Consider the following 12,353-nt stretch of genomic DNA (forward strand, 5'->3'; position numbering starts at 1 on the left):
ATGCTATTTTCAAAACTCTTTGCCCCCACTCTCAAAGAACCCCCTAAAGATGCCGTGTTAAAAAGCCATAAACACTTAGCTCAAGCAGGATACATTTATCAAGTAGGTAGCGGGATTTATAATTTTTTGCCCTTAGCTAAAAAAGTGCTAGACAAAATAGAAAACATCACGCACAAACGCATGCAAGAGCATGGGGCGCAAAATATTTTAATGAGTTTTGTCGTTTTGGCGAGTTTGTGGGAAAAATCAGGCCGTTTGGATAAATACGGCAAGGAATTATTGGTTTTTAAAGACCGAAAGGACAATGATTTTGTTTTAAGCCCCACTTTAGAAGAAAATATCACCGAAATTGCCGCTAATTTCATTAAAAGCTACAAGCAATTACCCGTCCATCTCTATCAAATCCACACGAAATTCCGTGATGAAATCCGCCCACGATTCGGGTTAGTGAGAGCGAGGGAATTTATCATGAAAGATGGTTATAGCTTTCATGAAGACGCTGAGAGCTTGGATAAGGAATTTTTAAACACGCAAAGTGCTTATAAAGAGATTTTAAGCGATTTGGGTTTGGATTTTCGCATTGTGGAAGCGGATAGCGGGGCGATTGGAGGGAGTAAAAGTAAGGAATTTGTCGTTTTAACAGAATGCGGGGAAGACACGATCGTGGTGTGTAAAAATTGCGATTATGCCGCCAATATTGAAATCGCTAAACGCTCTAAAAGGCTTGAGCCTTTAAATGTCCCAAAAGCGCAATTAGCGAAATTCCCTACCCCTAATACCACCAGTGCGCAAAGCGTGGCAGAGTTTTTTAAAACAGAGCCTTATTTTGTTTTAAAAGCACTTGTTAGAAAAGTGATCCATAAAGATAAAGAAACCCTAGCGTGCTTTTTTGTTAGGGGCGATGACAATTTGGAGGAAGTTAAAGCCCTAAACGCCTTGAATCTTTTGGGAGCGAACGCTTTAGAATTAAGAGAGGCCAGTAAAGAAGATTTAAACAACGCGGGGTTAATAGCGGGCTTTATAGGGCCTTATGGCTTAAAAAAGCATGTTTCTTACATTATTTTTGATGAAGATTTAAAAGAGGGCGATTGCTTGATCGTTGGGGCTAATGAAAAGGATTTTCATGCGGTGGGCGTGGATTTAAAAGGGTTTGAAAATCTTGTTTATGCGGATATTGTCCAGGTTAAAGAGAGCGATCATTGCCCTAATTGTCAAGGAGAATTGAAATACCATAAGAGTTTGGAAGTGGGGCATATTTTCAAACTCGGGCAAGGCTATGCTAAAAGCTTGAAGGCTAGTTTCTTAGATAAGAATGGTAAGGAGCGATTTTTTGAAATGGGGTGCTATGGGATAGGTATTAGCCGATTGCTCAGTGCGATTTTAGAGCAAAAAAGCGATGATCTAGGCTGTGTATGGACAAAAAATACCGCCCCTTTTGATGTGGTGATCGTGGTTTCTAATTGGAAAGATGAAGTGCAAAAAAAACTCGCTTTTGAAGTGTATGAAAGGCTATATCAAAAGGGCGTTGATGCACTGTTAGATGACAGAGAGGCGCGTTTTGGGGCAAAGATGAGGGATTTTGAACTGATTGGGGAACGATTGGCGCTCATTGTTGGGAAGCAAACTTTAGAGAGTAAAGAGTTTGAGTGCATCAAACGCGCTAATTTAGAAAAACAAACGCTTAAAGACACAGAATTAGAAGAAAAAATTTTAGAAATGTTAGAAAGCGAATAAGGGGGAGAGAGTGGGAAATTTGGTGATTGGCTCTAGGGGGAGCGAATTAGCCTTATGGCAAGCGAATCACATTAAAGAACGCCTGAAAAAAGAATGCCTTATAGAAAGCGAAATTCAAATCGTTAAGACTAGGGGCGATAAAATCTTAGACACCCCTTTAAATAAGATTGGCGGTAAGGGGCTATTCACTAAGGAATTAGAAGAATTGCTTTTAAAAGGCGAAATTGATTTGGCGGTGCATTCTTTAAAAGATGTGCCGGTCGTGTTTGAAAAGGGGTTAGACTTGGCATGCATCACCAAAAGGGCTGATGTGAGGGACACTTTTTTAAGCATGAAATTCCCTGATTTGATAAGCTTGCCTAAAGGGGCAAAGGTTGGCACGACTTCTTTAAGGCGCTCCATGCAGCTCAAACTAAAACGCCAGGATTTGGACACAGAAAGCTTAAGGGGGAATGTCCAAACCCGTTTGAAAAAGCTTGAATGCGGAGAATTTGACGCTATCATTTTAGCTGAAGCCGGGCTATGCCGCCTAGAAATTCAAGGAGCGAAATACCGCAAGGCTTTTAGCGTGGAAGAAATGATTCCTAGCATGGGTCAGGGGGCTTTAGGGGTGGAAATGCTCAAAAGCCACAAGCATTTTGCCACGCTTCAAAAACTCAACAACGAAGAAAGCGCGTTTTGCTGCCATTTAGAAAGGGAGTTTATTAAGGGGCTTAATGGAGGGTGTCAAATCCCTATTGGCGTGCATGCGAGTTTAATGGGCGATAGGGTTAAAATCCAGGCGGTTTTAGGCTTGCCTAACGGGAAAGAAGTCATCACTAAAGAAAAGCAAGGGGATAAAACTAAGGCGCTTGATTTAGTTCAAGAGCTTTTAGAAGCGTTTTTGCAAAGCGGGGCTAAAGAAATTTTAGAAAAGGCGCAGTTGTTTTAATGCGTTTGTTTATCGCGCTGGTTTTGTTGGGGTGGTGGTTAAGTTTGAGCGCCAAAGAAGCGGATTTTATTTCTGATTTGGAATACGGGATGGCTCTTTATAAAAACCCTAGGGGCGTTGCGTGCACGAAATGCCATGGCATTAAAGGCGAAAAACAAGAAATCACCTTTTATTATGAAAAAGGCGAAAAAAAAATCCTCTACGCCCCTAAAATCAACCATTTAGATTTTAAAACCTTTAAGGACGCCTTGAGTTTAGGCAAAGGCATGATGCCTAAATACAATCTCAATTTGGAAGAAATCCAAGCGATCTATCTCTACATCACCTCTTTAGAGCATAAAGAAGAGCGTAAGGAACCTTTTAAGCCTTAATCAAAGCGCTTGATTTATGTTAAAATGGAGCGTTGCATTTTTTTGTTTTGATTGAAGAGGGTTCTAAAGATCAGAATTTATAAAGAAGGTAAGAATGAGTGTCAAAATTTTAAAAATATTAGTTTGTGGGTTATTTTTTTGGTGCTTGCAAGCTCATTTATGGGGGAAACGAGACAATAGCTTTTTAGGGGTTGCTGAAAAAGCCTATAAAAGCGGGAATTATTCTAAAGCTGCATCTTATTTTAAAAAAGCATGCAACGATGGGGTGAGTGAGGGTTGCACGCAATTAGGAATCATTTATGAAAACGGGCAAGGCACTAGAATAGATTATAAAAAAGCCCTAGAATACTACCAAAGCGCATGCCAGGCTGATGATAGGGAAGGGTGTTTTGGTTTAGGGGGGCTTTATGATGAGGGGTTGGGCACGGCTCAAAATTATCAAGAAGCCATTGACGCTTACGCTAAGGCGTGCGTTTTAAAACACCCTGAGAGTTGCTACAATTTAGGCATTATTTATGACCGAAAAATCAAAGGCAATGCCGCTCAAGCGGTTACCTACTATCAAAAAAGCTGTAATTTTGATATGGCTAAGGGGTGTTATGTTTTGGGCGTGGCTTATGAAAAAGGCTTTTTAGAAGTCAAACAAAGCAACCATAAAGCCGTGATTTATTATTTGAAAGCGTGCCGATTAGATGATGGGCAGGCTTGCCGCGCGTTAGGGAGTTTGTTTGAAAATGGCGATGCAGGGCTTGATGAAGATTTTGAAGTGGCGTTTGATTATTTGCAAAAAGCTTGCAGATTAAATAATTCTGGTGGTTGCGCGAGTTTGGGCTCTATGTATATGCTAGGCAGGTATGTCAAAAAAGATCCCCAAAAGGCTTTTAATTTTTTCAAACAAGCATGCGATATGGGGAGCGCGGTGAGTTGCTCTAGGATGGGTTTTATGTATTCCCAAGGGGACGCTGTTCCAAAAGACTTGAGGAAAGCCCTTGATAATTATGAAAGGGGTTGCGATATGGGTGATGAAGTGGGTTGCTTCGCTCTAGCGGGCATGTATTACAACATGAAAGATAAAGAAAACGCCATAATGATTTATGACAAGGGCTGTAAGCTAGGCATGAAACAAGCATGCGAAAACCTCACTAAACTTAGGGGGTATTGAAAATTTAACCAATCCCCTAATTATCATCGTGTTTGACTCAAAACTTTTCAAAGATTTGGCTCTGTTTTAAGAGCTAAAGCAGAAACCCACCCTATTAATTTTTGATCTTTAGTGTTTTTAGGGATTTGTCTATTTTCAAAAAGAAAACTTTTTGAATGTTTTTTGTGGTTGTTTGGTTGTGTTTGTTAGTGTGTTTTTATAGTATAAACTTTTGTTAGGTTAGCTTGAAGTGGGTTTTAGGTTTAAAAGTCCTACAAAAATGTTTTAGCGTGTTTTTGCGCTATGAATAGATATGCGTTTGGTTGTGTTTTTCAATGGTTTTAATTTATGGCTTTGCGTGGTTATTATTATAAGCACGCTATAAATACGAATCACACGATAACAGAGCGGTATGCACACGCTATAAAAAGACTTGATAAAAATAACGAAAAATAGTTAAATTTCAAGCGTTCTTTTAAAAATTGTTGTCAGATGAGACAGATAAAAACGCTTTTAGTTTAAAGATAGAGTTTTAGGGGTTTTTTGTGTTGGTTTAGTTATTCTTTATTTTTTTAAAAAATGGGGTTTTTAAAACTCATAAAAGGATAAGGGGTATTTTGAAATTATTCCCCTACAACCCCCTTTTTTAAAATCCCCCTAACCCCCTAAGAGCGCGTTATGAGAAATTATCGCTCGCTTTTCGCAAGCTTTTTTATTTTGGTTGTCAAAACACCCAAAGGTATTTTTTAGATTTCATAACCAATATCCAAAACAAAGCTGATATTTTAAAACCCTACAAAGACCAATAGATCGCTCCAAAGAACACCAAAAACCCTATTAAAACGCTTATAAACATGCGTTTAGTGTCCTTAAAAGCCACCATTAAAAACGCGCTCAAATAAAACAACAATAAAAACACGCAAAAAATCCCCAAAAGCGCCTTAAACACAACGCCCACCTTAGCCTTATGCAGCATGATGAGCGCGCCTAAAAAGCCCCTTTCAATGGTTTTGATTTTTGTTTGAGCGCCTTTAGTTTCAAGGTTGATTTCATACAAAGGCGTGCCAATAACCAACGCTCCCCTATGCTCTCTAGGCTCTATCTTTTTAGGCATAGCGATATGGTTTTCTTTTAGAAAGTCTTTTAAAAAATCCAATCGTTCTTCTTTTTTTAAGGGTTTTTCTAAAACCCACTCTTTGATCTTAGCGCCAGTGTCTTGGCGCACCCCAAGGAGCAATGAAAACCCGCTAATCGCAAAAAGAAGCGCCAAAGGGAAGAAAAAAGTGGTCGCATAGATGTGAAAATAACGCATCATTGCACTCATTATTGCAACATGTGGCTCACGAATTTAGAAAAATTATCCAAGATCAACCCCCCTTTTCTAAACCCTAGCGCGCAAGATTCATAAGCAAAAAACACATTAGGCTGATAATACAACCCATTATGCGAATTGAGCTCGTAAAACTCTTGATAAACGGGTTTGTGGTTAGAATAAACGCCATCCGTTTTCACAAGCGATTGCATGGAAGCTTCAAAGATTTCACTATTCGCCCCTTCCCTACCAAAAGCCACTTTTTTGATTTGCTTTTTATTGGATAATGGCTCATAGCTCGTTTCTAACAATAAGGGGTGGTTGGGGTATCTGTCCCATAAAAGTTTTAAAAAGCGCTTGGATTGGAAAAGGATCGTGTAAGCGGGGTTTAAAAAAATCGTGTTTTTATTTTCCATCATGCCTTGCATCAAAAGGGCTAATTCTGGCTCATCAATAGCGATGTTTTCCCATGGGATTAGTTTGAATAAAAACTCATAATTCAAGCCGTTTTTAAACACGCCCTCTTCTATATTAAATTCCACCTCATCAATGTAAGAAAAATCCGTTTCAAAACCCACGCTCTGGGCAGCGTCTTGCAAAAAACGCATGGTGCGCTCTTCTTCAATATTCCCCCTAACGCTTGAAAAAAGGATTTTCCACCCCTCATACATTTCCTCAAAACGGCTCGTGTCTTCGCCTAAAGTTACCATGCGTTTAAAATTCTCGCCAAGCACTTCATAAAGGTTATTGAATTGCTTGTTTTCATCATAGCCATTCGCTTTGAGCAACGCCCATTGAATTACCGCCGTTTCATAAAGCATGGTGGGGGTATCAGCGTTAAATTCTAATAATTTAATAGGCTTGCCATCAAGCCCCCCAGCTAAATCAAAACGCCCATAAATATGCCAATGCACTTCTTCTTCAAAACTCTGTTTGATCATAGGAATGAGCGCGTTAGGAATATCCAATTCAAAAAAGCGATCGTTTTGAATGGCCTCTTCAGCCGTCTCTACAAACATGTCATAAAGCTCATTACAAGCGTCATAATAAGCGTCTGCTTCTTTTTGAGAAACAACCACCATTTCATCAGCGATATAAGATGACATGTCGTCATTCGTGTGCCAATCTAAGCCGATTTCTTCTAAGGTCTTATTGTCTAAAGGTTTTAAAGGAATCACTTGCATTTTTTAGCCTTAAAATTAGATTAAATTATGAGTTAAAGCCCCTTGTCCCAGAGCTTACCGCAGGCGAACTAGTAGGCCTACTAGAGCCAAAAAACCCACTCTGTCCCTTACTCGCTGTGCCCATGCTTGAAGCGCTAGGCGTGCTTTTAGAAAAGGAATTTTGAGAGCGTTGGTAAGCTTGTGGGGATTTGTAGGTCCGTTGGGCGTTTTGCTGATAATTAGGGTTATTGAAAAGCTTATTGCCAATATAACTCCCTAAAATCGCCCCCGCCGCGCTCCCTAAAATCGCGCTCCCCAAGCCAAAGCCTGAGCTTTCATTGCTCCCACCTCCATTATTAGGCTGGATAAGCTTGCTCGTGCCGTTATCAATTTTGGCTTCTTCTTCTTTGATGAGCTTTTGAATCTCTTCATTGCTTAACACGCGTTCATTGCCTTGCAAATCGCGCACTATAATGTGGGTTCTTGAACTGGGGTATTCTTCAACCACCTTGTAAGATTTATCCTTTTGCTCTTCTAAAATCACAAACGCACCTTTTTGAACGCTTTGACTCAGAGAGCTTTGTTCTTTTGGTTTGTCATCGGCATTGCTCTTACACCCCACAATGCTTACCATCACTAACGCGCTCAAACCACCCACGATCGCATAATCAGAAATCTTTCTGTAGGGTTTTTTCATGAGAATAGCCTTATATCATGCCTTATAATGGTATAAGAAAGGTACACCCTTAATCATGCCAGATTCAAAAATCTTTTTAGTGGTATTTTCCACTTTAGTGCGTAAATCTTCAGGCTCTTTTTGAGCATTAATATCGTATTGGGTGGAATAAATCTTTTCAAGGATAGAGATTTTATCTTCCACGCTCGCTCCCCTAGCTCTAGCTTTCGCCATTTCTTCTTGAATCAAAGCCGCTTTTTTAGCTGAATTGACTCCAAGCCACCCCACCACAACCATTCTCACGGTGTTTTCTTTCAAGTGATCCCTGAGTTTAGTGAGCTCTTTTTGGCAATGCGGGCACATGGGATCAGAAACAATATAAAGGATTTTATCCTTATTTTTAGCGTTAGTAGAGGGCAACTCTATCGCATAATCAGCCGGTATTTCATTAAAAATAGCGTTCAATTTCGCGCTATTTTGCTGGGTAGCATTAAGGGCTTGGACTTTTTGATTGGTTTCTGCGACCAATTGCACATCATCGCTTTTATTGCTAAAAAAGATATTGCTAAGCCCTATGACTAAATTGCCATCCTTACTCACTACAAGCGGAATATTGTATTTAGTGTCCGGATCTTCAATAACGACCATTTTTAAATCCTGGCTGGATTTTAAAGGTTTGATTTCTAAAATACGCACCTTTTTATTGGTTTGTTTTTCAATCACGCTCACTAAATTATCCTGCATCCGTTTATCATTAGCTGAAACTGAATGTTTAGGGGCTGCCCCTAAGCCTACAAGAAGTAACGCACTCAACACACTCGCTCTTAATATCATTAAAACTCCTAAAGTTTAATAGCCCAAACCCTTACAATAAAAGGAATAAGCTTTTAATGGGTATAATACCATAAAAATCCCCTATTTTCATAAGGCTTAAAAAGGTTTAAGATGATTATCATTCCTGCTAGATTAAAATCCAGTCGTTTTGAAAATAAAGTGCTAGAAGATATTTTTGGCTTGCCTATGGTAGTGCGTTGCGCTAAAAATGCAAATCTGGTAGATGAATGCGTAGTCGCTTGCGATGATGAAAGCATCATGCAAACATGCCAAAAATTCCACATTAAAGCGGTGCTAACCTCCAAACACCATAATAGCGGCACAGAACGCTGTTTGGAAGCGGCGCAAATTTTAGGGCTAAAAAACGATGAAAGGGTTTTAAATTTGCAAGGCGATGAGCCTTTTTTAGAAAAAGAAGTCATTTTAGCGTTATTAGAAGCCACCAAAAACGCCCCTTTCATGGCGACTTGCGCTAAAGTCATTGATGAAGAGCAAGCCAAAAGCCCTAATTTAGTCAAGGTGGTTTTAGATAGCCAAAATAACGCCTTGTATTTTTCGCGCTCCCTTATCCCTTTTTTACGAGACGCTGGTGCGAAACGCCAAACCCCCCTTTTAGGGCATATCGGTATTTATGGCTTCCACAATAAAGAAATATTAGAAGAATTGTGCGCTTTAAAACCTTGCGTTTTAGAGGAATTAGAAAAATTAGAGCAATTAAGGGCTTTGTATTATCAAAAAAAGATTGCAGTGAAAATCGTTCAAAGTGAAAGCGTGGGCATTGACACCAAAGAGGATTTGCAAAACGCTTTGAAAATTTTTAGCCCCAATCCCCTTTGAGCGCTAAAATTTACAGCATTTTCACCATCAAAAACCTCTTTTTAAATCCAAAAAAAAAGCAAAATTTCTTAATTTTTGCTCAATTTTATTAAAAATTCAATAAATTTATGGCACAATTTAAACGCATTGTAAATAAAGTTTCAATTTGATACAATTTTACAAATAAGACATTACCTTAAGGAACATTTTATGAAAAAAACGATTTTACTTTCTCTTATGGTTTCATCGCTCCTTGCTGAAGATGACGGCGTTTTTATGAGCGTGGGCTATCAAATCGGCGAAGCCGCTCAAATGGTGAAAAACACCGGTGAAATCCAAAAAGTCTCCAACGCTTACGAAAATTTGAACAATCTTTTAACCCGCTATAACGAACTCAAGCAAACGGCCTCTAACACCGATTCAAGCACCGCTCAAGCGATTAATAATCTAAAAGAGAGCGCTAACCGATTAAAAACGACCCCCAATAGCGCCAATCAAGCCGTGTCTTCAGCGCTCAGCTCTGCGGTAGCCATGTGGCAAGTGATAGTCTCTAATTTAGCCAATAATTCGCTACCCACTAGTGAATACGAAAAACTCAAAGCAACTTCTCAATTGCTCCAAAATACCCTAGAGAATAAAAATACAGCCAACAATAATACCACGATTGACAATGACGCTTCAAAGCTTTTAGATGACGCTAAAACCATTATTAGCACCCTTCAAAGCCAATGCCCAAAGATAGATGGGGGCAATGGCAAACCATGGGGCATTAATGCAAGCGGGAACGCATGCAATATTTTTGGCAACACATTCAACGCCATCACTAACATGATTGATAGCGCTAAAAAAGCCGCCGAGCAATTTAGAAGAACCGACCCAAGCCAAGGCACAAACCAACCAAACACTTTTACCGACGCTGATTTTAATAAAAACCTTAATGAAGTATCAAGCGTTATTAACGATACGATCTCTTACCTCAAAGGGGAGAATTTAGCAACCATCTATAACACCCTTCAAAAAACGCCCGGTTCTAAAGGGTTTCAAAGTTTGGTGAGCAAGTCTAGCTATAGTTATTCTCTCAACGAAACCCAATATTCTGAATTCCAAACTACCACCAAAGAGTTTGGCAACAACCCTTTTAGAAGCGTGGGATTGATTAATTCTCAAAGCAATAACGGGGCGATGAATGGCGTGGGCGTGCAATTAGGCTATAAGCAATTCTTTGGGAAAAATAAATTTTTTGGGATCCGGTATTATGCCTTTTTTGATTACAACCATGCCTATATCAAATCCAACTTTTTTAACTCCGCTTCTAATGTTTTCACTTATGGCGCAGGCAGTGATCTTTTATTGAATTTCATCAATGGCGGATCCGATAAAAACCGCAAAATCTCTTTTGGCATTTTTGGAGGCATCGCACTAGCAGGCACAACATGGCTTAATTCGCAATTTGTGAATTTAAAAACCACCACTAGCATCTACAACGCTAAAATCAACAACACCAATTTCCAATTCTTATTCAATACCGGTTTAAGGCTTCAAGGGATTCACCATGGCGTGGAATTGGGCGTGAAAATCCCCACCATCAACACGAATTACTATTCTTTCATGGGCGCTAAATTAGCATTCCGAAGGCTTTATAGCGTGTATTTCAATTATGTTTTGGCTTATTGATACTAAATCGGTTCTCATTAATAATGAGGACAAAGCCAACTTTTTGGCTCTCCAATGAATAATGGCATCATTTTACTTGACTTTTTACAAAAAACACACTAGAATTTCTCTTTATCTTTTGAGCGAAATTCCAGATTAGCTCAGCGGTAGAGTAGGCGGCTGTTAACCGCTTGGTCGTAGGTTCGAATCCTACATCTGGAGCCATACTTTTAACTCATCTTTTTTTTATAGCAAAATTTCACGCAATCCCTTTTGATCTGATCCATAACGCATTGACTAAAACCCCCACCACAACCCCTATCGCTAAATTATGCGTGTATAAAACCACCGCCACGACTAAGAGCATGTTCAGCGTGTCATAGAGCTTGATTTTTTTAATGTTCATAACGGACTGGAAATTAAAAGTGGTGAAAGAAATCATCACCATCACCGCCACAACCGCTACAATGGGGATCTTAACCACATATTCATTAAACACTAATATTAGCACCATTAAAGAAAAGCCGGCAAAAAAAGTAGAAAGCCTTGTTTTGGCCCCGGATTTTGCGTTAATGATAGACTGCCCCACTAAAGCGCACCCTGTCATTCCCCCCAAGAGCCCTGAGATGATATTCCCCAAGCCTTGCGCTTTAGTTTCTTTATTTTTATCGCTCACGCCGTCTTTTAAAATGACATCTAAAGTTTTAGCGGTCAATAAGCTTTCTATCGTGCCCACTAGCGCTAAAGAAAGAGCGTAAGGCAACAATCCTACCACCATTTTAAAATCCAAATTTTTGGGGATAATGATGAAATGAAAGCCTGAAACCCCTTGCTCAATGCTCCCCAAATTCGGTGCATGCGTATCAAAAATTAAAGCGATCGCACTCACTATAAGGATACAAATCAGATTAGAGGGGATTTTTTTAGTGATTAAAGGGAAAAGATAAATAATCAATATCCCAATAGCAAGCAAGATAAACACCCCTAAATTTTGGTTTTGAAGGAATTTGAATTGCTCCATTAAAAGCAAAATGCCTAGCGCGTTCACAAAGCCATACATCACTGATTGGGGGATAAATCTCAAAAGATTCCCTATTTTCAAATAGCCTAAAAGAATTTGCAACATTCCTGCCATAAGAGTCGCCACGCCTGCGTATTCAAGCCCGTAGTTTTTAACCACGCCCACCAAAATGAGCGCCACTGATCCAGCCGCTGCGCTAATCATCGCCTTTCTAGCCCCAAAAAGAGACAACACAAAAGCCATATAAAAGGTCGTATAAAACGCCACGCCCACATCTAAACCCACCATGATCGCAAAACCGGCCGTCTCTGGGATCACAGAAAGCCCCACCACAAAACCAGACAACAAATCTTTTTGAATGTTACTCAACCATTCTTTTTGTATCTTTTCCAACATGCCTTTCTTTCTCATTAGAATGGCTTGATTATAAGATTTAAAAACCAATTTCAAACCAATAAAATTTTTCTTAGCGTTAAGCTTTCTTAAATATTTTATGGTAAAAAATACTTAAAATCGTTTTTTTTTTTTTTTCAAAATATAAAATTTAAGTTAAGAATAAGCATTTTATAGTAAAATGGCGAACTTTCATAAACATGACTATCATGGGAATGTCATGGGGATGTGAAGAAAAATCTATCAAAAGGAGAAAACATGAAAATCAAAAAATCCCTCTTGCTCTCTCTTTCTCTCATGGCTTCATT

The 12,353-nt window shown here is 39.3% G+C and carries 11 protein-coding genes and 1 tRNA gene; 7 read left to right on the forward strand and 5 right to left on the reverse strand.

The window, feature by feature from the left end; genetic code table 11:
- The 4 genes from proS to hcpE all read left to right on the forward strand — a co-directional run bounded on the left by proS (position 1) and on the right by hcpE (position 4,198).
- Positions 1-1,734, forward strand: a complete 1,734-nt coding sequence (gene proS, locus DBU79_RS05810; RefSeq protein WP_154411832.1) for a proline--tRNA ligase — start codon at positions 1-3, stop codon at positions 1,732-1,734.
- A 10-nt stretch (positions 1,735-1,744) separates the two neighbouring features.
- Complete coding sequence (gene hemC, locus DBU79_RS05815) at positions 1,745-2,665, forward strand: hydroxymethylbilane synthase (RefSeq protein ID WP_154411833.1); 921 nt, start codon at positions 1,745-1,747, stop codon at positions 2,663-2,665.
- The gene (locus tag DBU79_RS05820) at positions 2,665-3,036 is read left to right on the forward strand and encodes a c-type cytochrome (protein ID WP_154411834.1); all 372 of its coding nucleotides are present in this window, start codon (positions 2,665-2,667) and stop codon (positions 3,034-3,036) included. Before hemC ends, DBU79_RS05820 begins: the two co-directional genes overlap by 1 nt.
- A 94-nt stretch (positions 3,037-3,130) precedes the next feature.
- Positions 3,131-4,198 (forward strand): Sel1-like repeat protein HcpE, encoded by a 1,068-nt coding sequence (gene hcpE, locus DBU79_RS05825; RefSeq protein WP_154411835.1) that lies wholly within the window; start codon positions 3,131-3,133, stop codon positions 4,196-4,198.
- Positions 4,199-4,970: 772 nt separating this feature from the next.
- Here the strand turns inward: hcpE and DBU79_RS05830 are convergent.
- The 4 genes from DBU79_RS05830 to dsbK are packed head-to-tail and all read right to left on the reverse strand — an operon-like array spanning position 4,971 to position 8,162.
- Positions 4,971-5,501 carry a membrane protein gene (locus tag DBU79_RS05830; RefSeq protein WP_021307453.1) on the reverse strand — a complete coding sequence of 177 codons (531 nt, stop codon included), beginning with the start codon at positions 5,499-5,501 and terminating at the stop codon, positions 4,971-4,973.
- Entirely contained in the window at positions 5,501-6,673 is a 1,173-nt protein-coding gene (locus DBU79_RS05835) for a glutathionylspermidine synthase family protein (protein ID WP_154411836.1), read from the reverse strand. The genes DBU79_RS05830 and DBU79_RS05835 overlap by 1 nt, the downstream gene beginning before the upstream one ends.
- A 25-nt stretch (positions 6,674-6,698) precedes the next feature.
- Positions 6,699-7,349, reverse strand: a complete 651-nt coding sequence (locus DBU79_RS05840; RefSeq protein ID WP_058060406.1) for a UPF0323 family lipoprotein — start codon at positions 7,347-7,349, stop codon at positions 6,699-6,701.
- A gap of 15 nt (positions 7,350-7,364) precedes the next feature.
- Complete coding sequence (dsbK, locus tag DBU79_RS05845; protein WP_000603217.1) at positions 7,365-8,162, reverse strand: protein disulfide-isomerase DsbK; 798 nt, start codon at positions 8,160-8,162, stop codon at positions 7,365-7,367.
- A gap of 111 nt (positions 8,163-8,273) precedes the next feature.
- Between dsbK and kdsB the strand changes: the two genes are divergently transcribed.
- From kdsB to DBU79_RS05860, 3 genes are all read left to right on the forward strand, one after another.
- Positions 8,274-8,999, forward strand: a complete 726-nt coding sequence (gene kdsB / locus DBU79_RS05850; protein ID WP_154411837.1) for a 3-deoxy-manno-octulosonate cytidylyltransferase — start codon at positions 8,274-8,276, stop codon at positions 8,997-8,999.
- 189 nt (positions 9,000-9,188) lie between these two features.
- Positions 9,189-10,652, forward strand: coding sequence for a porin HopA (hopA, locus tag DBU79_RS05855; protein WP_154411838.1), 1,464 nt, complete (start codon positions 9,189-9,191; stop codon positions 10,650-10,652).
- 129 nt (positions 10,653-10,781) lie between these two features.
- A tRNA-Asn gene (locus DBU79_RS05860) sits at positions 10,782-10,856 on the forward strand.
- A 34-nt stretch (positions 10,857-10,890) separates the two neighbouring features.
- Here DBU79_RS05860 and DBU79_RS05865 read toward each other — a convergent pair.
- Entirely contained in the window at positions 10,891-12,048 is a 1,158-nt protein-coding gene (locus DBU79_RS05865; protein WP_195834238.1) for a SulP family inorganic anion transporter, read from the reverse strand.
- Positions 12,049-12,353: the final 305 nt, after the last annotated feature.

It is taken from the genome of Helicobacter pylori, from assembly GCF_009689985.1.
Taxonomy (GTDB): Bacteria; Campylobacterota; Campylobacteria; order Campylobacterales; family Helicobacteraceae; genus Helicobacter; species Helicobacter pylori_CG.

What these genes read in the sequence shown, in the direction of transcription:
- dsbK (WP_000603217.1), bottom strand. Translation starts at nt 8,162, where the DNA reads ATGATATTAAGAGCGAGTGTGTTGAGTGCGTTACTTCTTGTAGGCTTA.
- DBU79_RS05865 (WP_195834238.1), bottom strand. Translation starts at nt 12,048, where the DNA reads ATGTTGGAAAAGATACAAAAAGAATGGTTGAGTAACATTCAAAAAGAT.
- DBU79_RS05835 (WP_154411836.1), bottom strand. Translation starts at nt 6,673, where the DNA reads ATGCAAGTGATTCCTTTAAAACCTTTAGACAATAAGACCTTAGAAGAA.
- DBU79_RS05820 (WP_154411834.1), top strand. Translation starts at nt 2,665, where the DNA reads ATGCGTTTGTTTATCGCGCTGGTTTTGTTGGGGTGGTGGTTAAGTTTG.
- DBU79_RS05840 (WP_058060406.1), bottom strand. Translation starts at nt 7,349, where the DNA reads ATGAAAAAACCCTACAGAAAGATTTCTGATTATGCGATCGTGGGTGGT.
- DBU79_RS05830 (WP_021307453.1), bottom strand. Translation starts at nt 5,501, where the DNA reads ATGAGTGCAATGATGCGTTATTTTCACATCTATGCGACCACTTTTTTC.
- proS (WP_154411832.1), top strand. Translation starts at nt 1, where the DNA reads ATGCTATTTTCAAAACTCTTTGCCCCCACTCTCAAAGAACCCCCTAAA.
- kdsB (WP_154411837.1), top strand. Translation starts at nt 8,274, where the DNA reads ATGATTATCATTCCTGCTAGATTAAAATCCAGTCGTTTTGAAAATAAA.
- hcpE (WP_154411835.1), top strand. Translation starts at nt 3,131, where the DNA reads ATGAGTGTCAAAATTTTAAAAATATTAGTTTGTGGGTTATTTTTTTGG.
- hopA (WP_154411838.1), top strand. Translation starts at nt 9,189, where the DNA reads ATGAAAAAAACGATTTTACTTTCTCTTATGGTTTCATCGCTCCTTGCT.